Annotated in this window: 22 protein-coding genes and 1 tRNA gene; 10 read left to right on the forward strand and 13 right to left on the reverse strand. The window is 41.2% G+C overall.

The features are described from left to right. Positions 1-63 precede the first annotated feature (63 nt). From ACM0OX_RS07360 to ACM0OX_RS07390, 7 genes are all read right to left on the reverse strand, one after another. Entirely contained in the window at positions 64-558 is a 495-nt protein-coding gene (locus ACM0OX_RS07360) for a hypothetical protein (RefSeq protein ID WP_099100181.1), read from the reverse strand. A 223-nt stretch (positions 559-781) separates the two neighbouring features. After that, complete coding sequence (gene gltX / locus ACM0OX_RS07365; protein WP_414514293.1) at positions 782-2,227, reverse strand: glutamate--tRNA ligase; 1,446 nt, start codon at positions 2,225-2,227, stop codon at positions 782-784. A gap of 133 nt (positions 2,228-2,360) precedes the next feature. Then, a tRNA-Asp gene (locus ACM0OX_RS07370) sits at positions 2,361-2,434 on the reverse strand. 110 nt (positions 2,435-2,544) lie between these two features. Further along, on the reverse strand, positions 2,545-4,071 hold the full coding sequence (locus ACM0OX_RS07375; protein ID WP_414514295.1) for a serine/threonine protein kinase: 1,527 nt from the start codon (positions 4,069-4,071) through the stop codon (positions 2,545-2,547). Positions 4,072-4,172: 101 nt separating this feature from the next. Beyond that, positions 4,173-5,795, reverse strand: a complete 1,623-nt coding sequence (locus tag ACM0OX_RS07380) for a serine/threonine protein kinase (RefSeq protein WP_414514297.1) — start codon at positions 5,793-5,795, stop codon at positions 4,173-4,175. 305 nt (positions 5,796-6,100) lie between these two features. Further along, positions 6,101-7,285 (reverse strand): esterase-like activity of phytase family protein, encoded by a 1,185-nt coding sequence (locus ACM0OX_RS07385; protein ID WP_414514299.1) that lies wholly within the window; start codon positions 7,283-7,285, stop codon positions 6,101-6,103. A 214-nt stretch (positions 7,286-7,499) separates the two neighbouring features. Then, complete coding sequence (locus ACM0OX_RS07390) at positions 7,500-8,960, reverse strand: TM0106 family RecB-like putative nuclease (RefSeq protein WP_414514301.1); 1,461 nt, start codon at positions 8,958-8,960, stop codon at positions 7,500-7,502. Between the two features lie 41 nt (positions 8,961-9,001). Here ACM0OX_RS07390 and ACM0OX_RS07395 point away from each other — a divergent pair, with 41 nt between their 5' ends. The 9 genes from ACM0OX_RS07395 to ACM0OX_RS07435 all read left to right on the forward strand — a co-directional run bounded on the left by ACM0OX_RS07395 (position 9,002) and on the right by ACM0OX_RS07435 (position 16,138). Continuing rightward, a complete protein-coding gene (locus ACM0OX_RS07395) occupies positions 9,002-9,160 on the forward strand; it encodes a hypothetical protein (RefSeq protein WP_414514303.1) in 159 nt (52 codons plus the stop codon). 108 nt (positions 9,161-9,268) lie between these two features. Next, positions 9,269-9,700: an HIT family protein gene (locus ACM0OX_RS07400; RefSeq protein ID WP_414514305.1), complete on the forward strand. Its 432-nt coding sequence runs from the start codon at positions 9,269-9,271 to the stop codon at positions 9,698-9,700. 122 nt (positions 9,701-9,822) lie between these two features. Further along, a complete protein-coding gene (locus ACM0OX_RS07405) occupies positions 9,823-11,010 on the forward strand; it encodes an aminotransferase class V-fold PLP-dependent enzyme (RefSeq protein WP_414514307.1) in 1,188 nt (395 codons plus the stop codon). Positions 11,011-11,082: 72 nt separating this feature from the next. After that, positions 11,083-12,165, forward strand: a complete 1,083-nt coding sequence (locus ACM0OX_RS07410; RefSeq protein ID WP_414514309.1) for a glycosyl transferase — start codon at positions 11,083-11,085, stop codon at positions 12,163-12,165. A gap of 216 nt (positions 12,166-12,381) precedes the next feature. Beyond that, a complete protein-coding gene (locus tag ACM0OX_RS07415; RefSeq protein WP_414514311.1) occupies positions 12,382-12,795 on the forward strand; it encodes a secondary thiamine-phosphate synthase enzyme YjbQ in 414 nt (137 codons plus the stop codon). A gap of 388 nt (positions 12,796-13,183) precedes the next feature. Further along, on the forward strand, positions 13,184-13,933 hold the full coding sequence (locus tag ACM0OX_RS07420; RefSeq protein ID WP_414514313.1) for a hypothetical protein: 750 nt from the start codon (positions 13,184-13,186) through the stop codon (positions 13,931-13,933). 32 nt (positions 13,934-13,965) lie between these two features. Next, a complete protein-coding gene (locus ACM0OX_RS07425; protein ID WP_414514315.1) occupies positions 13,966-14,754 on the forward strand; it encodes a Nif3-like dinuclear metal center hexameric protein in 789 nt (262 codons plus the stop codon). 278 nt (positions 14,755-15,032) lie between these two features. Continuing rightward, a complete protein-coding gene (locus ACM0OX_RS07430; RefSeq protein WP_414514340.1) occupies positions 15,033-15,251 on the forward strand; it encodes a hypothetical protein in 219 nt (72 codons plus the stop codon). Positions 15,252-15,826: 575 nt separating this feature from the next. Then, positions 15,827-16,138, forward strand: a complete 312-nt coding sequence (locus tag ACM0OX_RS07435) for a DUF6679 family protein (protein WP_012408115.1) — start codon at positions 15,827-15,829, stop codon at positions 16,136-16,138. Between the two features lie 54 nt (positions 16,139-16,192). Here the strand turns inward: ACM0OX_RS07435 and ACM0OX_RS07440 are convergent, their stop codons facing one another. The 3 genes from ACM0OX_RS07440 to ACM0OX_RS07450 form a co-directional block, all read right to left on the reverse strand. Further along, positions 16,193-17,863: an MBL fold metallo-hydrolase gene (locus ACM0OX_RS07440; RefSeq protein ID WP_414514316.1), complete on the reverse strand. Its 1,671-nt coding sequence runs from the start codon at positions 17,861-17,863 to the stop codon at positions 16,193-16,195. A 620-nt stretch (positions 17,864-18,483) separates the two neighbouring features. Continuing rightward, positions 18,484-18,951, reverse strand: a complete 468-nt coding sequence (locus ACM0OX_RS07445; protein WP_414514317.1) for a DUF29 domain-containing protein — start codon at positions 18,949-18,951, stop codon at positions 18,484-18,486. Between the two features lie 281 nt (positions 18,952-19,232). After that, entirely contained in the window at positions 19,233-19,391 is a 159-nt protein-coding gene (locus ACM0OX_RS07450) for a hypothetical protein (protein WP_414514342.1), read from the reverse strand. Positions 19,392-19,620: 229 nt separating this feature from the next. Here ACM0OX_RS07450 and ACM0OX_RS07455 point away from each other — a divergent pair, with 229 nt between their 5' ends. Next, positions 19,621-20,037, forward strand: a complete 417-nt coding sequence (locus ACM0OX_RS07455) for a cupin domain-containing protein (protein WP_414514318.1) — start codon at positions 19,621-19,623, stop codon at positions 20,035-20,037. Positions 20,038-20,329: 292 nt separating this feature from the next. Here the strand turns inward: ACM0OX_RS07455 and ACM0OX_RS07460 are convergent, their stop codons facing one another. The 3 genes from ACM0OX_RS07460 to ACM0OX_RS07470 all read right to left on the reverse strand — a co-directional run bounded on the left by ACM0OX_RS07460 (position 20,330) and on the right by ACM0OX_RS07470 (position 24,453). Continuing rightward, positions 20,330-20,578, reverse strand: a complete 249-nt coding sequence (locus ACM0OX_RS07460) for an alanine-zipper protein (protein WP_414514319.1) — start codon at positions 20,576-20,578, stop codon at positions 20,330-20,332. Between the two features lie 101 nt (positions 20,579-20,679). Further along, the gene (locus ACM0OX_RS07465) at positions 20,680-21,204 is read right to left on the reverse strand and encodes a hypothetical protein (RefSeq protein WP_414514320.1); all 525 of its coding nucleotides are present in this window, start codon (positions 21,202-21,204) and stop codon (positions 20,680-20,682) included. Positions 21,205-21,312: 108 nt separating this feature from the next. After that, on the reverse strand, positions 21,313-24,453 hold the full coding sequence (locus ACM0OX_RS07470) for an efflux RND transporter permease subunit (protein ID WP_414514321.1): 3,141 nt from the start codon (positions 24,451-24,453) through the stop codon (positions 21,313-21,315). Positions 24,454-24,772 lie beyond the last annotated feature (319 nt).

The raw sequence follows: 24,772 nt of genomic DNA on the forward strand, positions 1-24,772 counted from the left end.
GAAAAGTTACAGTAAGTTTTTCCCCTCTGCCCCTCCGCACCTCTGCTTCTTGTGCCCAATCCCCTACTTTACTTCTGTAATTTTTAGAGTGTAAGGAAGATACTTGCCTTTTTCGTAGGAACCAACCCAAATTTGGTAACTTCCAGGTAGCCATTCACCAACAATGCCAGCATTTTTGCCATCAAAGTCGTCATTGCACCAAGTACCACCGGGCCCTTTGATAATTATGGTGGTGTCTTCAGGACTTTGCACTTGCAGCTTTAGGTAGTCAAATTTACTTGTTAACGCTAATGTGTGGTCTGGTGTTTCATCAACAAATCCGGTACAAGGGCCAGTAGCTGTTTCGCTTCTCCCACCTACTTGACTCCCAGATATTGAACCGCCACTCATCCCGCGAACTGTCAGGGGGTCTGGCGAAAACTGAGGGCTAAGGGTGACATCTCCAAATATCGTTGGCGCTTCCTGGGCATCAACCGCAGCATTAACTGTCGATGTGATGAAGAGCGTAACTATCATGAACGATAATCTCATCCCTCTATTGAGCGCTTTTGTCGGCATTGTAATTACGTTCGCTTCTAAGTGTTTTTGAAGACATGAATTTTACACACCAAGTTCCCAACATGAGGAGAATTGACTAACTATTTTAGATGTGAAATTGGGGATAATTCATTAGTAATTAGTCAATGACTTCCTGTTCCCATAGTTGCTTTACCTTATGGATAGGGGCACACGTTTGTGCGCCCCTAAAATCTGAAATATTTCTAAAATCTGGAAGTAATCGCTACTTAGCTTCCGTTATAGCCCGACTCAAGCGCGGTTTATCTAAACCAATCTGATTTAGTAGTAACCAAGATTGGATTAAGTCGGGGCCATGAACATCTCCAGTTAAAGCTGCTCGGAGCGATCGCATCACTAAGCCTTTTTTGACTTTTTGCTCTTTCACCACTTGTTTTATAATGTCTTGGGCGGCGGCTTCTGACAGTTGCGGCTGATTTTCTAAAGCTGTGACAATCGCTTCAAGGACAGCAGCAGAACCTTCTTGCTTTAGTTGTGTACTGCCTTCCTCGCTAAATTCAACTGTATCGCTAAAAAACAGTTGGCTTTGAGCTACTCCATCTACCAGGCGAGTCAAACTCTGGCTAATTAAAGTTACTAGCTGTTCTAACCAGGGGCGTTCTCTTCCACCATCAAATTTATACCCAGCTGCTTGCCAGTAGGGTATGAGTAAATCTGTGAGTTTATCTACTGGCGTATTGTGGATATACTGACTGTTCAACCAATCCAGCTTCTTCCAGTCAAATTTTGCACCTGCTTTATTTACACGCTCAAAGTCAAATTCTTTCGCTGCTGCTTCTAAGGTAAATATTTCTTGCGTCGAGTCTGGTGGCGACCAACCCAGCAATGTCATGTAATTTACCAAGCCTTCAGCAGTAAAGCCCATTTTCTGAAAGTCAGAAATGGAAGTGACGCCATCTCGCTTAGAAAGCTTGCGCCCTTCCATATTCAAAATTAATGGCGTATGGGAAAACTCTGGAATTTTTGCACCCATTGCTTCATACAGCAAAATTTGTTTGGCAGTGTTGGCGATGTGGTCTTCTCCGCGGATGACGTGGGTGATTTGCATATCGATGTCATCCACTACAACGACAAAGTTGTATAAAGGTTGACCGCTACCCTCTTCTGAAGCGCGGGCAATGACCATATCACCGCCTAAATCGCTACCTCGCCAAGACATCTTGCCCCTTACTAGGTCATTCCAGACAATTTCCCGCCCATCTTCGATTTTGAAGCGAATTACAAAAGAACGACCTTCTGCTTCAAAGGCGGCGCGTTGTTCTGGGGTGAGGTTGCGGTGACGGTTGTCATAGCGAGGTGCTTCGCCTCTAGCTTTTTGAGCTTCTCGGAGCGCCTCTAGTTCTTCGGAAGTAGTGTAGCAGCGATAGGCTAATCCTTGGTCTAGCAGTTTTTGCACTGCTTCTTTATAAAGATCCAGGCGTTGGGATTGAAAAAATGGCCCTTCATCCCAGTTCAGCCCTAGCCAGCGCAGTCCTTCAAGAATATTGTCGGTGTATTCGGGACGCGATCGCTCTAAATCTGTATCTTCTATTCGCAGTATAAATTTCCCGCCGTAGTGACGGGCAAATAACCAGTTAAATACAGCCGTTCTAGCTGTACCAATATGTAAATTTCCGGTTGGACTCGGCGCAATACGGACTCTAACAGTCACAGTTAATTCTCTCTTTCGCAAAGCATGATAAATGTAGCTTATATTTAAATCTTGAATCCTGAGTCAATCTCTTTGGGTAATTCAAAATCCAATATCACCCAAGTTAAGTGATTCGCTACTCATAAATTTAGAACGGGACTGACGGGGCTCGAACCCGCAACTTCCGCCGTGACAGGGCGGTGCTCTAACCAATTGAACTACAGTCCCTTGTTTGGCAACTTTGCTATTATCACTATTTTTTCTCTACTTGTCAAGTGTTTCGGAGTTAGGAATTAGGAATGATTTTTGTTACGTATCTTACAGGTGCGAATTATACGTTAAAAAGACCGTGATAACACCACCTGTGGCTCTGATTCCAGATGTTGCAATATTCGAGATTGCATTTGTTTATACTGCTGCTTCAATAGTTGTTTGCTCAATTGGGGTTGAGAAGTGGGTGGTAGCCTATGGCTCTGTTGCACCCAAGTTTTTAACATTTGCCGCTGAGTTGACTCAATGCGACTGCTGAGAACCTTGATGCAGGAATGTGGTGCTTCCAGAGTAAAGAAAATCAAAGGATGTTGTTCATTTTCAGCCAGGAAACTTACCATCCTCAGATTTTGGGGATTTTGCATATCTAAGTAGCACGGTAGCCACTTAGGAGCGAATTGCCGATTATAGAGTACAGTTACCCACAACAACATTGGGTGAGGGGATGTCACAAAAACAAACTGGTTATAACGGGTAGAAACCGCATAATTTTTGATTTCTTGTTTAGACAACATCAACCATAGCGCTGTCATCGAGCCTTGTGGGGTGTCTAGAAGCTGGGGAAAAACAATTTCTTGAATTGGTTTATTTTGAGGCCACAAAAGTTGCCGATAGCTTTGTTCTACAGTGATTGGTAATGTAGAATTTAAGGGACTGGTGAGGATGGAGTTAGAGGGAAAATTTGTAGGCTTAGTAGGACTATTAGACTGTTCTAGACTGTTTAAAACTTGTAAAATTTCAGCGATATTTTGAGGGCGATCGCTTACTTTTTTAGCCAGACAAGCCATAATTAAATTATTTAGTTTCTGAGGTATTTTAAGAGTGGGTTTAACATCTGCGATCGTTTTTGGTGCTTCAAAGTGATGTGCTTTATACCAAGCACCAAAGTAATCAGTTTCTGTTTGCCAAGGTTTTTTTCCTGTGAGCATCTCAAACATCATCACACCCAGGCTATAAATATCAGAGCGACTATCTAATTTTTCCCCATCTAGCTGTTCTGGAGAACAGTAGGGTAAAGTGCCATTAAATCCGCTACTTGTACTTGCTGTTGATGTATAATTCAAAAATCTAGCAATACCAAAATCGAGAATTTTAACTAACTGACCCAATATCGGATCGGGAATAACTAATATATTGGCAGGCTTGATATCTCGATGAACCAACGGACAAATTTTGCCATCAATATTAATTCCTTGATGGGCACACTGTAAGCCCAAACAAATTTGGCGAGCGAGAGTTAAAAACATGGGCAGAGATAGCGGAATTAAATCCTTTAAACTCTTGCCACATAGATATTCCATGACGTAGTATGGTTTTCCTTTCTCATTCACACCATAATCATACGCCCGCACTATATGTACGCTCTTTTGACTCAAGGCTGCACTCATTAAAGCTTCACGAGCAAAGTCTTGTTGCATCTTGGTATTAGCAACAGTTTGAGTCAAAAACTTGATAGCAACTGGTATGCCTCCTAACAAAACATCATTCGCTAAAAAAACTTCACCCATGCCACCGCTGCCAATTAATTGCTTGAGTTGATAACGATTGGCAAGTAAGCCCGTACTACTTGGAGATGTAAATGGGCTTTGATTCACTTTGTTTACCTCTGATGCTGAATCCATTTGAAGTTAGCAATAAACACATAAAACTATTATTAGATAATGGTGACAAGCATTTTGATTTTGATAGCATATTTTCAACGATGCAATAGCAGTTTCAAAAACATTTCCAAGAATTTAGTCATCCAAATTTTTAAACCATCTGTCTCAGATTTTTGATGAGTGGCTAAGTTTCGTAATATGTCTAACTTTAGCTTTTCATACTCTGTTTTGAGAATATTTTTGGCTTGACTAGGCAAAATTAATTCATTGGACTGTTGACTAATATCTAGCCAATCTACAAGTTGTTGACGCTGTTTAGCTGTGAGATTTAAAGTCGTTACATGAGAGCAATGAGTTGGCTCTTCTAAGGGGAAAAATAGTAAATGATAGTACCCTACTTCTGCTAAACTACGCGCTATATTTTGACTCTTATTATCTTTTAGATCCAGAAAATAAGGTAGCCACTTAGTTGTAGAAGGTTGAGCGTCATATAGTACTGTTACCCACAGTAGCATCGGATACACATTCATTTTACTAATAAATTCAGTACTATGTATTTTATCCAAAAATTTTGCAATCTCTTGTTTGGGCAACATTGCCCAAAAAGTTGGTATAGGTCTTTGAGGAGTCTGTAGTAAATGGGGAAATCCAATTGGCGCAATTGGTTTATTTTTAGGCCAATTTTTCTGCAAACACTCTTTTTCTGATAGTAAAGTTGCGGGTACTAATTGAACTGGAAGTGAGACTTTAACAATGTCGGTACTATTACTAGAAATAACCTTATTAACTTGAGCATTAACTTTTTCTAAATCTTCTAATATTTGGTTGATATTCTGAGGGCGATCGCTTACTTCTTTAGCTAAACAACTCATCAATATTTTTTCTAATATTTCTGGTATTTTAACTTGCGGATTTACTTCTTCAACTGTAGGTGGCATTTGAAAGCGATGAGCTTGATACCAAGTACCAAAGGAGTTACTTTTTGTTTGAAATGGATGTTTCCCTGTCAGCATCTCAAACATTAGTACTCCCAAACTATAAATATCAGAGCGGACATCTAGCAGTTTTCGCCCTTCCATATGTTCTGGAGAACAGTAAGGCAAACTGCCAATAAAAGAATCTGTTAGGGTCATCCCACTTCGCTCTGTTAAAAACTTGGCAATACCAAAATCTAGTATTTTAACAATTTCACCTTTTTTACTATCTTCAGCAATAAATATATTTTCTGGTTTAATATCTCTGTGAACAATAGGATAAATTTCTCCTTTAAGGCTGATACCTTGGTGGGCACATTGTAAGCCTAAACAAATTTGATTACAAATTTCTAAAAACTTCGATATTGTTAAGGGCTGAATTTTCAGAATTTGTTTGAGATTTTTTCCTTGGAGGTATTCCATTACATAAAATGGAGTTTTATCCTCAGTAACTCCATAACTTAAAATGCGAACGATATGTTTACTTTTACGACCCAATTGAGCGCCAATAAAAATCTCTCTGGCAAAACGTTGGGACATTTGTTGGTTTGACAAACTAAGTGATAGGATTTTGATGGCGATCGGCATACCGCCTTTAGCAGTATCTTCTGCTAGATAAACTCTACCCATACCCCCTTTGCCAATCAAATCTCTGATTAAATAGCGATTGTTTAAGAAGTGTCCGATGTAATCGTCTAATTCTGCTTTTTGCCCTACCATACTCTCAATTTTATTTTCTGGCATAAAAATCATTTATAAAAAATGTTATTGGCAAAATACTTTCATAAGTCTAGCTAATTATTAAATTTAAATCTTCAGAAATATCTGAACTTTGAGAAAATTAATTATATGCTGTAAATATGCTTAAGCTGTGTACAAAAGCTGCTAAACATTGTGTAACATATTTATTAATGAGTACGGTTGAGAAATTACACGTAAACTATAAATAAGCTAGATAAAGTTACTTAGTAGATTCCGTGAATACACAGGAATAATCATAAATAACTAAATAGCAGTCAAGCCGCGAATGCCCCTTTAACTCTTTACAGTTACAAGTTAATATTCGGGAGTAAACGGCGTAATAATCTAATTATTGGATTTTCAGTTTTAATTTTAAAGGCTAGTATTTGGGTGCGTTGCAGGGAGTTAAAATTATTATCACTGATGAGAATTAATGATTGTTGACCATCCGGTAGTTTTGGGCCAAGAGTTAAGCCTTCGATATTGTCTAGCAGTACATCTAGTTTTCTCAAATCTAACAGCAGCTTTTTCTTAACTGGTTTAATATTGTTAGACTCAACTGCTAAAAGGCTATCAATATTATGAATATCATCGGCTCCCTCTAAGGAAACCTGAAATAGGGAAATAGCAAATCCTAAACCAGTAAAAGACCTTTCTAAACTTAAGAAGTGTCCTTGATTATCGAGAGCAAGTAAATCAGGTAATCCACTAGCAAATTTGCCAATCAGATTCAAAAATGGTGCTACTGGTTCAGTTTGGTAAAAAAATTCCTTTTCTGGCTGGTTGTTGAGCAAGTTGTATTGCAAAATTCGGCAAGGACTACCGATATTAGGTTTAGCTGCGACACCATCTTGAATTAGAGCATTTTCGGTAGCTGTGAATAAATGTTTGTTATCAGGTGTGATTGTGAGGCTCTCAAAAGCCAAATTGTTGCGGATACCTTTTTGACTAGTTTTATCTGGTAAAAATTTATTTGGTATGGGAAGTGTAACAATTTCTCTACCAGAAGATAGTGAGAACTCTTTAATAAAAGGATTGATTAATTTTTCGGCGTTACCTTCAGAAGAAATAAATACAGTTGCCTTATTAGTTAATGCAATACCTTCTGTATCAGTTTCACCAGGTCGAAATGTTTGATCGTTTTCATTTAATAATGTGGTAACGCTGACTGGAATAATTCCACCTTTTTGTAAGTAACCTTTACTAAAGTCGATTTTCAAGGTGTAAAAACGAGCAGCAGATTTTTGTCCGCGATCGTCAGAGATAGCATAATAAAGGTTGTCTTTTGTATTATATGTAATTCCAGATAAACCTCCAACTTCAGTGTTTTGAAAGATTAGACTTTTTGGTAAGGTGGCTTCTCCGATAAATTCTATGCTACTGACTTCAATACCATTTGACGGTAAGTTTACGAATACGAAGCTAATAATTATAATTGGAATCAAAACGTAAATAATTTTTGGAAATACGAAGATTTTTTTAATTAGCTGCATAGTTTTTTTTATGAGATAAATATTTATAGAAACGTCCAAATTTACGTCTCTACGAATATATCAATTAAATAAAGAATTTGACAGATATAAGCCTGGAAATCCTTATAAAATAAGGATTTTTTAATTTTGGGGGAAATCTGAGCAGATGTTTCCTTTACTCAGACTTTACAAGACGAATTTTGAATTTGAAAACCTTTAGAAAATACGAAATTATTTAAGCTAGTCGTAAATCATATTCATCTTGAAAAAAGTTGACAAGCCAATCTTTGACTTTAAGGGTGGCGCGGCAGTCATCTTCATTGTAACGTTGGATAATTTCCAGTAAGGTGCGATCGCCTGTTTCTAACCATCGATCGTACCAGTAAATACACTTAGCACCACTGGCTTCTTTATCACGCCACTCAAATCCTATCCAACGAGCGATCGCTTTTAACGCATAGCTTTCTACGGGCAATGCTACACTTTGGGTTAATTGTTCATACACATCGACAAATCGATTCAGTACAGGACGCACTAAGGATTGTGGAGTGCCATAAAGTTTTGCTAACCGTTTGACTGTATCAAACTCGTAGACACAAAAATGATAAATTGGCGCTTCAGGATATTGCCAAACCAAATCCAAAAATTGCTGCCAAACTAATTCTTCATCTTCTGGTTTATCCGCTAAAAAAGAATAAAATTGTTCTGTATTAGTTTGTCTATTAACGACCAAAACCCCTAAAAGATAATCTAAATCTAAGTCTGGCTGGGCTTCAATATCAAAATAAAGCTCTATGGGCGCTGTAAATGTAATATCTTCTGTTGGTAGCGGGTAGGGTAAAATTAACGGCCGTTTTTCTAGTGCAGATTGAGCTTGTACTACCAATTTGGGCGCTACTTGGCTATCAAAACCAAGTAGCTTTTCTAAGCTGCTGGGACTGGTGTTAGCAAGAGATTCCAGCGTGTTAATGTTTAAGGCTTGGAGTTGAGTGTAGCGCAGGGGTGTTACACCTGGTAGCAGTGAGAGATGTTTTTCAGATTGAGCGATCGCATAACATTCACTATACCAATGGCAAAAATTGCACTTTTGGCGAGAAATAAACACCTCTGGCGGATTCGGTGACTCTAAAACTTGAATAAATTCCTCTAGAATCTGCTGCATCCGTGGCATCCATTTAAACAGATCCACTGCATAATTTGTATTTTTACTTCGCAATATCAGCGAAGCTGTTTCAGGTGCAACTCCCTGCACTGATGCCAACACTTGGACATGAAATGCAGCGACAACCTGATATTCTTGCTTAGGGCGCTTACCCAGTTCAATACTCGCCGGGACATAGATCCAATCTCCAAAATGGGATTGTCCCGGTTGTTTTACGAGTAAATCTGGACGACTTAGCAGGGTGTCTGCTTCAGAATAATTTGCTAACAATACTCCTTTATAGATGTACTCAACCCCACGCTGCATCAATTCTAAAGTTGCTTTCTCTGCCTTTTCCCAGTTTCCATAAGAATAATCTGGTTGGTGATAAGTCATCTGTGCCAAAGCACTCAACTGATGAGCGATTTTATCCTGTTGCAGTTTCCGTAGCAACTCATTGGGGGCATCGCGCTGACTTTTGTCACCGTGGATATCTAGAAAAGGTCGGCGTTTACAGCGTTGGTATTGCAGTAGGAGTTCAGCATTAATTAGCATCCTTTTAAGTTAACAAGAATTAGCAGAATCTGGGAGTAACTATGACAATTAAAATCTGGAAGTGGCGATACCTTCTCTACGTTCGCGCAGCGTGTCGTAGACAGACGCTACGCATAGCTAGCTTCCCCGTAGGAGTACGGTGGGCTACACCAACGCGTCCACGCTTAATTTGCCGTTTATTTTATACTGTCAACAGCTAGCTATTAGCGTAAACAGCATAAACGTTTGCTTTTCTCCTAAAGTACAACTGAGGGAGAGTAACAAAACCACGGTTTGTCCATTATTACAAGGGTACATGACAGAACAACATGAATAAACCGTGTCTTATCTGTGAGCGTGTCACACTCTGGAAAAACGGTCATAATCCCTACTTTATCCACGAATTCGAGCATTCAATCTTTGTGATTGGCGATCATCAATTTCATCGCGGATATTCCCTCATCCTTCTAAAACAACATATTCGAGAGTTGCATGAACTTCCCCTAGGTATCCAGTCTGCCCTATTTCAAGAGGTGATGCTGGCAGGAAAAGCTCTTGTTAACGCTTTTAATCCGTGGAAAATGAATTATGCCTGTTATGGAAATGGTGAGCCACATATTCATTGGCATCTCTTCCCCCGTTACGAGTCCGATCCAGACCGCAAGGCCAATCCGTGGCATCATGTATCAGAGTTCAAATACCATTTGATTACTTCTCAAACAGCCCAGAATTTAGCACATAAAATCACAGAACATTTATAGTTACTGATTACGAGATGAAATTTAGCAGTGAGGGCTTAAATTAATTTCATTCGCTTTTACCACAAATTACAAATACTTTTGAATATCAATAACCTGCAAACAGCAGATATCCCTTGTGAATTATGACTAGTATTTCTACATCATCAATCAAGCTGCATCGAGAGCAATTTCCTGCTTTAGCGAACAAGGCTTATTTCAATTATGGGGGACAAGGGCCGATGCCTCAAAGGGCAATGGATGTTATGGCCCAAACTCAAGCTTATGTTCAAGAAATAGGCCCCTTTGGTAATGAGGCATATAGCTGGATAGCGCCTCAGACTCAAGCTGCCAGAGTTGCGATCGCTTCTGAGTTTCATGCACCATCTGAAACAATTACCCTCACTCAAAATGTCACTGTTGGCTGTAATATCGCCATGTGGGGCATTGAATGGCGTGCTGGCGACCATCTCCTACTCTCAGACTGCGAACATCCAGGCGTGATTGCCACAGCCCAGGAAATCTCGCGGAGATTCTCTGTGGAAATTACTACGTGTCCCCTAAAAGCGACTTTAAATGAGGGCGATCCGGTAGAAGTTATTGTCCAGCATTTGCGCCCCAATACCCGTCTTGCGATCTTGAGTCATGTTTTCTGGAATACTGGTCAAGTTTTACCTCTTGATAAAATTGCCGAAGTATGCAGGAATAATCATTCTTTTTTACTCATAGATGCTGCCCAATCTGCTGGTTTATTGCCTTTAAACTTGACTGAATTGGGAGTAGATTTTTATGCTTTTACTGGTCACAAATGGTTATGCGGCCCAGCGGGTGCTGGTGGTTTGTATGTCCGCCCAGAAGCACGAGAAAGCCTAAAACCTACGTTTATTGGCTTGAATGGCATTATTGTAGATAGTCAATCTCAGCCTGTAGATTGGCTTCCAGATGGGCGACGATACGAAGTGTCTACATTAGCTTATCCGTTGTATCTTGGGTTAAAGGAAGCGATCGCAATTCATCAACAATGGGGAACGTCACAGGAACGTTACGAGCAAATTTGTCATAACAGTGAGTATCTCTGGCGACAATTGACGGCGTTACCCAATATTAAATGTTTGCGAACTTCCCCACCTGAAAGCGGTATAGTCTCCTTCCAACTTGAAAATAATCAACCTCAAGCTAATTTGAAGTTGGTGCAATTTTTGGACTCACAAAGAATATTAACTCGGACAATTGCCGATCCTAGCTGTATACGTGTTACCGTTCATTACTTTACTTTAGAATCGGAAATCGACTTATTGATTGAGGCGATTCAAAGTTTTTGCAAAATTAATTAAAAGTTAGGAGTTAGAAGTCTGTAAATTATGATTTTAACTCCTAGCTCCTAACTCCTAACTCCTAACTTAAAAATGGAACGCCCAATCTTATATTTAGCAATAACTAACCACGGCTTTGGTCATGCTACCCGCACGGCTTCTGTAGCTGCAACAATTCAAAAATTATGTCCAGAAGTTCTGCTAATTGTGGTAAGTACTGCCCCACGCTGGTTGCTAGAGTGCTATATAGAAGGCGATTTTATCTATCGTCCCCGTGCATTTGATTTGGGTGTGGTGCAAACGGATAGTTTGACAATGGATAAAGTAGCGACTTTAGAAAAGTTGCTCGATATTAAGAAGCATCAAAATTCGCTGATTGCCTCAGAAGTGAATTTTATCCGTCAAAATCGCGTTAATCTTATTTTGGCAGATATTCCCTTCCTCGCTCCTGGGTTTGCCAAAGCGGCAAATATTCCCTGCTGGATGATGAGTAACTTTGGCTGGGACTTTATCTACCGGGATTGGGGAGGTGAATTTACCGCAGTTGCAGATTGGATTAGTGATTGGTATTCAAAGTGCGATCGCCTGTTTCGTCTCCCTTTCCACGAACCAATGCCAGCTTTTAAGAATATCACAGATGTCGGCTTAACAGGCGGTTCCCCCCGTCACTCTGCTGATGATTTACGTTCTCTTTGGGGAATAACAGCACCAGTCGAAAAAACTATTTTGTTGACCTTTGGTGGGTTGGGTTTACAGCAAATTCCTTATGATAACCTACAGCGATTTCCAGATTGGCAATTTATCGTATTCGATCGATCTGCCCCTGATTTACCTAATTTAGTGAAAATTAATGACCACAAATACCGCCCTGTAGATTTTATGCCTCTTTGTGCGCGAGTCGTCTCTAAACCTGGTTATAGTACTTTTTCGGAAGCCACAATACTAGGATTACCAATTGTCAGTATACCGCGTGAAGACTTTGCCGAAGCAACTTTTATAGTGGAAGGCATAACTAATTATAATCAGCATCAAATCATCACCCCATCTGAGTTTTTTCAAGGTACTTGGAATTTTCTCCATGAGTTACCCCAACCTCCAAGGCAATCTCAACCAATTGCTAAGGATGGTAATGAAGCGATAGCTAAAGCTGTTATCAATTATTTACAGACGAAATAAAGTTATTCAAAGTAACATCAATGTAATCATACAAGCTCTAACCATAGATAAATAAATCTATGTCTAAAGAATACAATTTACAGATGTTAGCTGACTTCAGAAAGATTTATAATAACTGTACTCAATCTAGCGATCAACTAACGTCAAACCAACAACTAAATCAAGCAGATTGAACTGCTAACTAGCTTTTACTGTCATCAATAGTTACTGTTTCAAATGACTCACTACCAAAAGTTACTAAAAATTTCTACTACTGGTAAATCTTTTTACAATATCACTGCAAAAATTGCAGCCACAGTTACAGAATCGGGTGTTGAAACTGGTCTTTGTACTTTATTTTTGCGCCATACTTCAGCCAGTTTGGTCATCCAAGAAAATGCCGATCCTGATGTTCTTGTGGATCTAGCTAATTTTATGTCAAAACTCGTCCCAGAATCAGGCAAATACATCCATGATGCAGAAGGCCCCGATGATATGCCAGCACATATTCGTACTGCACTCACCCACACTTCTGAACATATACCCATTAATCGCGGACACTTAGTATTAGGAACTTGGCAGGGAATTTATATTTGGGAACACCGCCAACGCAGTCATTCCAGAGAATTGGTTGTTCACATTTCTGGATAGCCGATTCTCAAGTTTTATTGAAGGTGTGGTTTTGTAGAGTTTAAATACTCTGGTTATAATGTTAGGACTTACGCACAGGTAACGGAAAATCGAACCACAGAGACACAGAGTACACGGAGGAATAAGAGTTTGAAAGGTATTTTGCGTAAGTCCTGAATGTCTACCTTTTAGATATAATCTCCTAAAATCACGGTGATATGCATTAAAAAATATCGCCTTGATAAATTTTTCATCATGATTATTAATGCAAAATCAACCAGATATGCATTAAATAGTTCGTGTATATTTGTAAATCAAAAAGTTAAGTTTATTTGTGATTATTAAAGAATCAGATTATGCCGATATACACTAATATTTAGTGTAAGCTGTCTGGGCTATTACTATTACTATGAAGCAAGAACTAACACCAACTAATACTTTTCAACTTATTGATGAAATCCTTGCCCAGCAGTCTGTTAAATTATTGTCACTTAGTCCTCAAAAAACATTAATTACCAGCTTTACAGAATTGGGAAATTTGATTGCTGAACAAAATACCGACATTCAACTTATCACAACTATTCAAGAAACTCTCGAAAGTATAGTCCGTACTCAATTGCAAAACTTCCCAGAAAACATATTCTGGGATTTTGATTTTCTAGTAAGTAGTATGGTTAGACAGGCTTTAAATGCAGATGAGGGCGCTATTCCTTTCTTAAAAGTTTTTGGTGAAAAGATGGTTTATTTGACAGAGATGTTTGGCAATAAAACGGAAATGCGCTTTCGTTATGTTCATGATTTTATGTATGGATTTGAGTGGGCAAGATGGGTACAGAAAGAGCCACAAAAACGCGCACATATAGAGCCTTTTAGTCTGGTATTTTTGGATTATTTGCTTGTCAAAGGGAAGGAACTTTTACAACGTATTAATCATGGTCAGGTCGTATCTTATAAACTGTGTGAAACGGGCTACCGCAACCCTTTTACCTTTTCTCGCGAACCAGAAGATGAATACCGTCTACTAACTTATCTTGCTGAAGAAGAACTTATTCCAGTAGCAGTATGGGACTGGAATGCTAGCCCTGTATGGAACAAACCTTTTCAAGAAATGCGCCAGCAATTAGCATTAAAATTAAATATTCAACCACAAAGACGCTGATTAGCAATTAAAAATTGCTGAAGAAAATAATTATGAAAATTGCTGATTTAATTAATTGGTTTGAAGCATGGGCTAATCCCGCTTGGTGTGAAAGCTGGGATAATTGTGGCTGGCAAATTGAACCAGGAGTTTTGCAGAAAAAAGCACGGGTTTTGGTGTGCTTGACACCAACTTTGGCGGTAATGGAGGAAGCGATCGCAGAAAATGCTAATCTGATATTCGCCCATCACCCCTTGATTTTTAATCCTCTCAAATCTTTACGCACTGGTGAAGCGATCGCTGAAATGGTACGGTTAGCCTTTACCCATAATATTGGTATTTACACTGCTCACACGAACTTTGACCAAGTGCAAGATGGGACTGCTGACGTTTTGGCTCAGATTTTAGAACTTAAGGAAGTTACTCCCATAGAACTTACACAAGGAGGATTAGGATATGGTCGTGTTGGTTTGCTAGAACCATTTCTGACATTACAGGAATTACTCGCAACCATTCAAACCCGACTTTCTCCCCCTAATTTGATTTTTTCTCCAAGTGCTGATTTACAGCAAACGATTTCACGAGTTGCGGTTTTGGGTGGTTCAGGGGCTAGTTACATTTCAGCCGTCGCCAAAACAGGTGCCCAAGTTTATCTAACTTCTGACTGTAAATTTCATCAGTTTCAAGAAAGCCGCGATCGCAATCTTATTTTAATCGATGCTGGACATTACGCTACCGAACGTCCGGCTTGCGATCGCTTGGTGCAAAAATTTCAGTCTTTAAACTTAGACTGGGTACAATTAAGTCAAAAAGATGAAGATTTCCGCCAGTTTTTTGCTTGATTGCTGATGCTTGATCGTATTTTGTGGATGCTTGTCGAAAAAATTGATTGTTGTATTTTAATGTTGTTAAAATATTTGGCTTCTCAACATTGATACTGAAAATTTCTCTGCCCTTTTATTTCTGTATATTAATAGACGGAGTATCGAAAAGTCATATTGTGATGTAAATCACTGATTGAGCGTAATACTAATCACACAGTATTAATGTTTCATATCAATTAGTAATAGAGGAAAATGTTCCACACTAGACCTAATAATTTGCTCACTCTGCCCTAATGATGATTCGCACAATTATTGCATCTGCTTTCCAAACTGGATATCTTAGTGTTGAATCTGAGGGTTTACTCCAGCAGGTGCTAGCCACTAAATGCTATCAGTCAGAGGATTTGCCAGAGCTCGCAGCCCTATACGATGCAGTTCGCGCAGGAAAAATTAAACGAGAAGCATCCTCGTCGAACGTGCTTATAGAATTTCTTTTACCACATAAATCCTCCTGAGACTTCTGGAGTAGAATTTTCTCATGGTCTTTTCCCTCTACCTCTTCCCTTACGCTGTTGCCTTTTTTCAGACAAAAACCTGAAAAACTCAAAACTATTTGGGTGTTGTTGTTGAAAAGTATCAAGGTCAGCAAGAGAATGAGTTAAGATCAGATACAAGTGGGTAAAAGTAAAGCCAAGTCCCCGGACTTCCCAGTAATGCCAATGATTAAAAGTAGGCAAGTTAAACAACCGCAATCAACGATTGTTTTGGAGTATTCTTTATTACATAATCGTAGGAATGACTCACCAACAAATATAAACCTGGTTAGGACAGGTACCGAATTGTCTGACTTCTATAGAAGCAGACATTCCCTAGAATAAGCCGGAGGGAGATTGAGTTCATTGTTAGAGCATCTGATTTATGACCCAACATTATCCTGATATTTTGGCAACTAGAAGCAAATCTTGGGATTGGGTTATGAAGCGTACTTGTTCTGAACAGTGAAATTAACCTCTTAAAGGTGTAATGTAATGGGGTAGAACCCAGATTTTGACAGGTTTAACTACGTTGTTTAAAAAGGCAGAAACAGTACATGCTACACCGCAAGATTTATCAACTGTGTTGCGATGGGCGCGAGGTATGTGTTTTCTTGCGGGACCAGCAACGCTGGATTGAACGCGCCCGCATCATAGACATAGAGGGAGATTTAGTGACCCTACGCTATGAAACAGAAGAAGAGGACGAAGTTTGTTCTTGGGAAGAAATGGTTCGCCTCGAGAGCATTGGTGCTGTAACGCAAAAATTGGCTTCAGTACCGCGCGGTAATGTAGAACCTCTGATGACTGAAGATTGTCCCGAAGCAGAGCGCATCCACAACCGTTACACTGACTCGAATCCAGAATAATTCCGTGCTGAGTGCCCAGTGCTGAGTAACAAATCCTAACTCAGCATTCAGCATTCAGGACTCAGGATTAGATAAGCCTTCAAAGGCAGGACAGTAACCTTCGAGAGTTACCTTAAAGTTATACAACGGGGAAGCTGGGTTCCAACACCGCTGCCCCCTTTGATGTCGGCAAGTACCACAACAGTCTACATCTGTCCATGTATAGCGATCGCTGTTTTGGTTGAGCAGTTCTCGTTGAGACAATCCCCTTAATACTAATTCTTCCCCTTGCCAACGAGCTTCGATTAAACCAGTATCGGCAAATTGCCGCCAACGCGGATCGGCAGTAATCACATTGGGTAGGGTGATTGTGATTACTGTTCCTAACTCTGTCAGTTCGCCTTCGTAGTTAGTCTCAGGTGCAGCCGGTTGTAAAAATGTGTCGCCGATGGGCAGTTCTACTAAGGTGTCAGCCGCCGGGGAATGTACGTGGTAGCGGTTTTGCAACTCCTCTAAGCTAGTCAAGTCTGCCAAGTAGGCAGGAGAACCGTGGACAAAAATGACGTGCTGGGGTCGCAAATTATGAATTAGCTGCGTAGTACCAGGGCCATCACTATGTTGAGCTAAGAGATAGCTTTCGACAGTAGTAGGCGCTAAATATTCTTTGTTAACTTTTATATCAATTTTTTCTGGTAAGAGAATCAGCCAAGGGCCTGTATCTAATTGGCAGTGTTCGCCTAAATCAGATGTCGAGTCGGTAAGGACAATACAAGGTGACTTACCCACTGTGGAACGATGTTCTGGTTGTAAACGACGCACGCGGGGACGTACCCGTTCATCCCAAAACAAGGGTTGATGGCGGGCGAAGTTCTGCACCGATGGGGGGAGATGGGGTAGCAGTTCGAGGTATGCATCACACCCAGTGGCGACAGCACCATCTACCCAGATATCTAAATCTCGTCCGGTGAAGTGGTGATGCGATCGCAAGAGCATTAATAATTCTTGACCCAATCCTAAAGCTGGGGTGGGAAGAATTACAGAACAATGGTCGGCGATCGCGCGATTAATTCGCTCGGCTAGTTGATTTTCTTGGTTGCGGCGGTGAGGATGACGGGATGTGCCATAACTACCTTCAATGATTAGCACATCCAAGTCTAAGCCCCGCAGTTCCTCCAAACGCAAACCTTCTACTAGTCGGGAGTTTGATAAGAAAAAGTCCCCTGTATACAGTAGCTTGTAAGTACGCTGCTGGGTAGTGTAGGTCAGCAGAATTGCTACTGCCCCTGGTAAATGCCCTGCGGGAAATAATTCTGCCACCAAACCATCTTGGAATTCCACAGGCGATCGCAATGGCAAGGCATGACAAAATTGGGAAATTTTCTCAGGGTCTTCGTCTAGCCAATTCAGTGGCAGTAACTTGCTAGTCACCTCACTACCATAAATAGGTAACTTGGGAAAAGCTTTATGCAGCGCCAGTAAGCCTTTGGAGTGATCTGGGTGGGCATGACTAATCAAAACTAAATCTGCTGGTAGGGGCGAACTAATTCCACGTCCCGACTTAGTAAGCCCCTTAGCCAGCGATGAAATATCTTCAAAACCACAGTCCAATAGAATGCGGTGTGGGCCCATTTTCACCAATAAACACACGCCCTCATTGTCATGCTGGACACTATAGGGCAAACATTCTAATTCACTACCCGCTTCCGCAGCATCTACGCGAGAGGATGCCGACAGATTATCCCTCATGCTCTCCTCCCCTCAAACCTCATCATCATGGACATATCCCAAAAGCCAAAAGTTACACAAATTTTGCTTTTGTGACTTAGGGGTAAGTTTTATCGTGCGCCCCTACACCCTGAGAATACAGATTTTTGATTGGGGAGGACGCCTGCACCGAACCCGCACTGGTTCAGAAAGGTGGGCTAACGAGAAGCTATCAAACTTGGAGCTAAAGCAGTTTGCCTCTGTTTTCTTTTGCCTTTACAAGTTTTGAGCGCTCTTAGCCAACTCACCTTCCAGGAAGTCGATCGAGCGTCTACAGATTTATCTCAATGTGCGGAGCCATTGCCATGATAGTTATCTGAATCATAGAATCCATTTTTCGTGCCAAAAAATAAGCACGAAAGCGTAAATATAACTGTTAATCCAGCTAGAATCAACTTTACATCCATTTGTTTGCTGCCCTTTACTCAAAGACTTTCCTATATTAATTTAGTGCTTCCGCAATCAAACGGAATCACTAGAAAATCTTTACTATGCTTATATGGATTGGGCAATAGGTAAATTTACCGCAATCAGTCAGATTGTAGAACCTTTCGGTCATGCTGTCTATCTAGATGTAAAGCAATATGACAACGAGCAATCGTCTACAGCCCGTAAAAATCCTCATCTAAAATCTGCTCAATCGAAAAAGGACAAATGGTGGGATATTCACTTTCTTGGGGTATGCGAATTCCAAACTTAGCCAGTTTAGCTTCCTTAATTGCTAGCTTACGAGCATCTGGGTAGGCTTTTTCCACTGCCTCTATTAGAAAACTTTTTAGAGAAGGAGTATCTGCCAAATTATTCAAAACTCGCTGACGATGTTCCAATATTGAGCTATACCAGCTTCCTTTCATGCTATCGGGGACATCACACTGAACGCGTAACTTGAGTAAATGTGCTAACAAAATTGTCAGATTGCTTTTGAGCGCATTTTTTTCTGCTTTACCCAAATCAACTAATTCCTCAATCAAATGCTCAATATCCAACGCCTCAAATTCATGATTTTGTAACTGTTGAATGGTTTGCTCAATCCATAATTGCAAATCGCGATCGTATAGCGGGTTAGGCATTTCTCAGATCAACTCCTAGTTACTCACTCGATCATAGCGATGAAAGCGATCGCACTTAGAGGATGTCTGAAAAGTTTTTTTGCATACATCTAACTCCTGGAGATCCCCCTAAATCCCCCTTAAAAAGGGGGACTTTAAGACTCTTATTCCCCCCTTTTTTAAGGGGGGTTAGGGGGGATCAAAAAATATTTGATACTTCTCAGACATCCTTTTAGAGCCAAGGCAATGGAATTGCTTGCGGTACAGTGCATGAACGCGGCTATACAGGTACGAATAACGGATTATCTAGTTCGCAACAACTGCACAAAGGTATTACTCACCGTATTGTCTTTGGTGTCGGCGGCGTATTGAATCAAATCTTCTCGCAGTTCTTTGGCTGCATCTAAAGGAAGTAAGGTTGCTAGCAAGAAATAAACGCCACGAAAACGCGGATCAGGCAATAAATAACTAGAATATCGCTCCTAAATAAATATTTTTTTAAGTGTCTTAACTGTTCTTATATTTTTATAGGACTTACGCAAAATATCTCTCAAACTCTGATTTCTCCGTGTCCTCTGCGCCTCTGTGGTTCGTTATCCCGTAACTCGTGCGTAAGTCCTATCTTATTTAGAGTCTGAGATGTTAAGAACTAATTTATTTTGAATCGTATAGTCTTTAGGGTGATAGTTTATGAGTTCTGAAAATTTAGATACTTGCATCTCACAGCAAGTGAGTAGTGTTGTAGTTGTTCAGGAGCCAGAAAGAATTTGTGATACAGATCATGGTTATGTTCGAGGCTGGGGTGTAACTGAAGAAACTGTCGGATCGAAGCACCTTAGTATGGCTCACGGCATAATTCCTCCAGGAGCAGGTGCAACCCCACACTACCATCCTTTTGAGACTGCGATATACATTATTACGGGAACGTGCAGAGTTTTGCTAGGTGCTGAGAATGATACATTTGTAGATATCAAAGCAGGCGATTTCCTCTATATTAAAACTGGTGTCGTGCATTGTCCGGTTAATTGCGGACAAGAAGTGATGGAATATATCGTTGCCCGAAGTTCGCCACAAGAAATTTGTCTTTATCCTGACCAAAAATGTTGAAGCTGAATATTATCACGCCTTAGCCGATATTGCTTCACTTTGAGGTAGCTGTCGTCAAGGGCTGCTACTATGCCGTCAATTTGCCAGGGTTGCAGTTTGGGTTTGGGGGTTTCTTTGGCGCTTACCCAAGGTAGACAGAGGAGGAAGGAGAAGGTAAAGGCTAAAACATAAAGAGAGAAGGCTTGCTGTTGTGGCGGGGTGTGGTGAGCATAATTTGGGGCAAGGTGGCAGATTACACGCGGCTATCGGTATAATACCAAGCTTGCAATTCCTAATTCCTGATTGAGAGCCTTTAATACTTGTGGACGAGTATTAAAGACTCATTAACGAAGTTCTGAGGTTCATCGGCGATGCTTTGAGGTTCATCGGCGATGCTTTGAGGTTCATCGGCGATGCTTTGAGCTTCATCGGCGATGCTTTGAGCTTCATCGGCGATGCTTTGAGCTTCATCGACGATGCTCTGAGGTTCATCGGCGATGCTTTGAGGTTCATCGACGATGCTTTGAGGTTCATCGACGATGCTTTGAGGTTCATTGATCAAAAGATACATCTCGTTTTACAAATCAGGCGACTCTCAATACGGTTCGGTTAATGTGCATAGTCATTGGAGATCCCCCTAAATCCCCCTTAAGAAGGGGGACTTTAAGAAGTTTTCCCCGTTTTTTGAGATTCGCCTAAATACCCCTTAAGTAGGGGGACTTTAATTCCGGTTCCCCCTTTACTTTTAATAGCTTTAAACCGTTCGCCTAATTGTTCAGCAATAGTTTTTAACCCTGGAGTTTTCTTAGCAGCAGTCTTGACGTAATCATAAACTGTCAAACTGCTACCCATTGCTTCGCTACCGACTGCCATTAGGGTATCATCTACCTGTTCTGTCAGTTGTCGCAGTCCAATCAAAACTTCGGTGAGGTTAGCGGCTAGTTGATAATCCCGCACAAATTCATCTAAATCAAAGCTGGCTGGTAAAATGTCTCGGTTAGATTGGGCAGCAATCAGGCTATTGTTGACAAAAGCTAGTCTTTTATCGCCCATCTTAAATAAGTTGCGTCGTTCTTCTGCACTCAGGGTAACGAGAAAAGGCATCTTTGCTTGGATAGTCGCAAAGGCAGCTTTAATTTCTTGGATATCTTCTGGGGAAAGGGAAGCGGTAATGTTTTGGTAAGACATTGGATATTTACTGTGGTAAATCTGTTTGTTATGATTCCCACTGGTAAATGCGATCGCACAAATTGGGCACGAGGCGGAAGACGCGATAAATCGCCGTCTCTACAATTATTAACGCGATGATTTCTTACCAAAGCCATAGCGCATTGTATCCATAATCCAAGTTTGGAAGTTGTCAATGTAGCTAAATATGACTGGCACTACCACCAGTGTCAACAGAGTGGAAGTTGTGAAACCGCCCATAATGGCAATTCCCATCGGTTGGCGAACTTCCGAACCGGCGCCGATTCCTAATGCTAAAGGCAGAATACCGGCGATGGTTGCAAAAGAAGTCATTAAAATTGGACGCAGACGTGACACACCTGATTCAATGAGTGCCTGACGTTGAGTTTTGCCTTCTTGCATGTTGATGATTGTATAGTCCACTAACAGAATCGAGTTTTTGGTGACAATTCCCAACAGCAACACGATACCAATCAAGGCATATATTCCCAAGGGTTTTTGAGCAACCATCAACGCTACCAATGCGCCGCCTAAACAAAAGGGTAAGGCTGCCATAATCGATAATGGATGGAGAAAGTTGTTATACAGCAGTACCAGAATTGCATAGATACACATTAATGCCAGCCCCAACGCACCGCCAAAGCGACCAAAAATGTCTTGCATAATTTTGGCGCTGCCTGATGGTTGCTGTACTACTCCTGGCGGTAAGTTTTGCATTGCAGGTAGTTGGTTGATTGTCTGGACTGCCTCTCCTAAAGAAAGCCCTTGCAAATTCGCTTCTACAGCAACTTGACGGGCGCGATCGTAACGGTTGATGGTAGCAGGGCCGCTACCAAAGCGGATATCTGCCACTGCGATGAGGGGAACCAATCTACCATTTTGACTGGGGACTTGCAGATTTGTGATTGTGTTAATGTCAGCCCGCGCTTGCGGATCGATTTGGACGCGAATGGGGATTTGACGATCGCTTAAATTAAATTTCGCTAAGTTCGCCTCATTATCGCCGATGGTGGCAAGAGAAGCAGTCCGAGCGATCGCTTGCACTGTCACCCCCAAATCTGCTGCCCGTTGCGGGTTGGGAATTACCAAAATCTCTGGTTTGACTAAACTTGCAGTCGAAGCCACTTCTACCAATCCGGCTATGGATCGCATCTGCTTTTCTAAGGCATCAGCAGCTTGATTCAACGCTTCGGGATTTTCACTTCTGAGGACAATTGATAAACCTTTGCGACTGTCACCCGGTGACTGACTTTGAAAACTAATTCTCGCTCCTGGTATTTGCTCAAAGTTAGGACGCACTTGTTCCTCAAACTGTTTTTGGGAAATATTTCGTTTCTCTCTGGGTTTGAGATTAATCGCAAGGCTGGCAGAATTGATCTCTTCTGTTGCTAGTACGCGTTCAACTACTGGATTTTGGCGGATAATATCAGTCGCTTGTGTGACTACCTTGTTAACGTCTGACAAAGTGGAACCAGGAGGTAATTCTATAGATACATTGGAAATTCCGAAATCCCCATCATCAACAAAACCCTTGGGAATTAAGGGAACCAGCATCGCACTGGCAATGAAGAAAGCTAAAGCGATCGCCATTGTTGTCAATCTATGGCGTAATGCCCACTGTAAAAGCAATCTATAAGGTTGAAAGCCTTGATGCTCTTCATCTCCAATTTTTCTACTTCCGTTCCCGCCCCCTGGAAGTGTAAATTTAAAATTAAAAATTTTTATTACTCCCCTCTGCCCCTCCGCCCCTCTGCCCCCCTGCCCCTCCGCCTCCTTTAAAAGATACGCCCCCATCATCGGCGTAACCATCCGCGCGACAAGAGTTGAGAAAATTGTGGAAACGGCAACGGTAACGCCAAATGGTTGAAAAAATTGCCCCGGAATCCCACCCATAAAGGCAACGGGCAGAAACACTGCAATAATTGTCGCTGAACTGGCGATTACCGCTAACCCTACTTCGTCGGAAGACTCAAAAGCCGCTTCCCAAGCCGACTTACCCATAGCGATATGCCGTTCCATGTTTTCAATTTCCACAACGGCATCATCTACCAAGTTGCCCACCGCCAGGGCTAATGCCAACAAAGTCATGTTGTTAAGGGTGTAACCAAGGGCTTGCTGCACTGCGAAGGTGGGAATTATTGATAGGGGCAAGGCAACAGCCGTAATTAATGTTGCTCGCCAGTCCCGCAAAAACACTAAAATAACGATGACCGCCAGCACCGAAGCTTGAATCAATTCATCAATGGTGCTTTGGTAAGATTGGCGGACAATATCGGCTCTAGTAAAAATTAAATCCAGTTTGACATCTGGGGGAAGGGTTTTTTCCAGTTGTTTGACTGCTGCTTTCACTCCTTCTTCCACTGTCACCAGAACGCTGCCAGTACTACGTAAGACTTGAAAAGCTACCACAGGTTGATTATTCAAACGGGCGGCTTGGCGCACATCACCAAATTTATCTTCTACAGTTCCCAGACTCGATAAAGGTACAGAACCACCTTGTGGTAAAACGATTTCGTAGGTTTTCAAAATATCCACACTGACGGCACTTCCTAAAGTACGGATACTTTGTTCGCTACCACCAACTTCGGCGCGTCCCCCAGGTAAGTTAATATTCAAAGCGCGGATTTGGTCGTTTACCTGAGTGGCAGTAATCGCTAAAGATTGTAAGCGGTCTGGATTAAGATTAATGCGAATTTCTCTATCAACACCACCCACGCGCTGAATTTGGGCTACACCACGAACTCCCAACAAGGCACGGCTAATAGTTTGGTCTACGAGATTGCTTAACTCTTCTACAGAACGCCGGTCTGATTTAACTGCATAGGTAATCACCGGTCCGCCGGAAAATTCCAGGCGTTCCACAATTGGATCGTTGATATCTTGGGGTAAATCTTGGCGAATTTGAGCGATCGCATTTCTAACATCATTGGTGGCGCGATCGCTATCTGTACCCAAAACAAAATTGATTGTCGTCTTAGAATTCCCATCGCTGACAGTGGAAATCATAAAATCGATATTGCCCAACCCCGCCACAGCATCTTCAATTTTTTTCGTCACTTGGGATTCTAGTTCTGCTGGGCCTGCACCTGGTTGGGTGACTTTGATCGAAACTGTTGGCACATCAATATTTGGGTTAGTATCAATCCCCAAGGATATGAAGGAGAACCAACCCACAACTGTCAAAATTAAAAATAAAACTATCGTGGGAACAGGTTTTTTTATCGACCAGGCTGAGATATTAAAAGACATTGGGAAATTTTAGATTTGGGATTTGGGACTTTCACGCGTAGCTTGCTTCCCTGTTCGCGTAGCGTCCCGTAGGGAAGGAGTACGACTGCGCTTAGTCGAACGATTTGGGATTCGACATCTCAGTGTAAGAATTCAGAATCCAGAATTCAGAATCCAGAAAACTTTGATACTCAAGCTTTAATAACACACCAATTCGCTCAAGTCGAGAAACTTTATCAGCAGTTCCTCCTCCGTGGAAACCCAAAAGACCGGATTGCCTTAGGGACTTCCAAATAAAAAATTTCCTAAAACTGACCTAAAAACCCTCTCTATTTCTCCT

The sequence above is a fragment of the Nostoc sp. PCC 9305 genome (assembly GCF_963920915.1).
Lineage (GTDB): Bacteria > Cyanobacteriota > Cyanobacteriia > Cyanobacteriales > Nostocaceae > Nostoc.

Excerpts from the sequence above, each read along its gene's own strand:
- ACM0OX_RS07360 (WP_099100181.1), bottom strand. The coding sequence starts at position 558 with ATGCCGACAAAAGCGCTCAATAGAGGGATGAGATTATCGTTCATGATA.
- ACM0OX_RS07380 (WP_414514297.1), bottom strand. The coding sequence starts at position 5,795 with ATGCCAGAAAATAAAATTGAGAGTATGGTAGGGCAAAAAGCAGAATTA.
- ACM0OX_RS07385 (WP_414514299.1), bottom strand. The coding sequence starts at position 7,285 with ATGCAGCTAATTAAAAAAATCTTCGTATTTCCAAAAATTATTTACGTT.
- ACM0OX_RS07390 (WP_414514301.1), bottom strand. The coding sequence starts at position 8,960 with ATGCTAATTAATGCTGAACTCCTACTGCAATACCAACGCTGTAAACGC.
- ACM0OX_RS07395 (WP_414514303.1), top strand. The coding sequence starts at position 9,002 with ATGACAATTAAAATCTGGAAGTGGCGATACCTTCTCTACGTTCGCGCA.
- ACM0OX_RS07400 (WP_414514305.1), top strand. The coding sequence starts at position 9,269 with ATGAATAAACCGTGTCTTATCTGTGAGCGTGTCACACTCTGGAAAAAC.
- ACM0OX_RS07405 (WP_414514307.1), top strand. The coding sequence starts at position 9,823 with ATGACTAGTATTTCTACATCATCAATCAAGCTGCATCGAGAGCAATTT.
- ACM0OX_RS07410 (WP_414514309.1), top strand. The coding sequence starts at position 11,083 with ATGGAACGCCCAATCTTATATTTAGCAATAACTAACCACGGCTTTGGT.
- ACM0OX_RS07415 (WP_414514311.1), top strand. The coding sequence starts at position 12,382 with ATGACTCACTACCAAAAGTTACTAAAAATTTCTACTACTGGTAAATCT.
- ACM0OX_RS07420 (WP_414514313.1), top strand. The coding sequence starts at position 13,184 with ATGAAGCAAGAACTAACACCAACTAATACTTTTCAACTTATTGATGAA.
- ACM0OX_RS07425 (WP_414514315.1), top strand. The coding sequence starts at position 13,966 with ATGAAAATTGCTGATTTAATTAATTGGTTTGAAGCATGGGCTAATCCC.
- ACM0OX_RS07430 (WP_414514340.1), top strand. The coding sequence starts at position 15,033 with ATGATTCGCACAATTATTGCATCTGCTTTCCAAACTGGATATCTTAGT.
- ACM0OX_RS07435 (WP_012408115.1), top strand. The coding sequence starts at position 15,827 with ATGCTACACCGCAAGATTTATCAACTGTGTTGCGATGGGCGCGAGGTA.
- ACM0OX_RS07440 (WP_414514316.1), bottom strand. The coding sequence starts at position 17,863 with ATGAGGGATAATCTGTCGGCATCCTCTCGCGTAGATGCTGCGGAAGCG.
- ACM0OX_RS07445 (WP_414514317.1), bottom strand. The coding sequence starts at position 18,951 with ATGCCTAACCCGCTATACGATCGCGATTTGCAATTATGGATTGAGCAA.
- ACM0OX_RS07455 (WP_414514318.1), top strand. The coding sequence starts at position 19,621 with ATGAGTTCTGAAAATTTAGATACTTGCATCTCACAGCAAGTGAGTAGT.
- ACM0OX_RS07465 (WP_414514320.1), bottom strand. The coding sequence starts at position 21,204 with ATGTCTTACCAAAACATTACCGCTTCCCTTTCCCCAGAAGATATCCAA.
- ACM0OX_RS07470 (WP_414514321.1), bottom strand. The coding sequence starts at position 24,453 with ATGTCTTTTAATATCTCAGCCTGGTCGATAAAAAAACCTGTTCCCACG.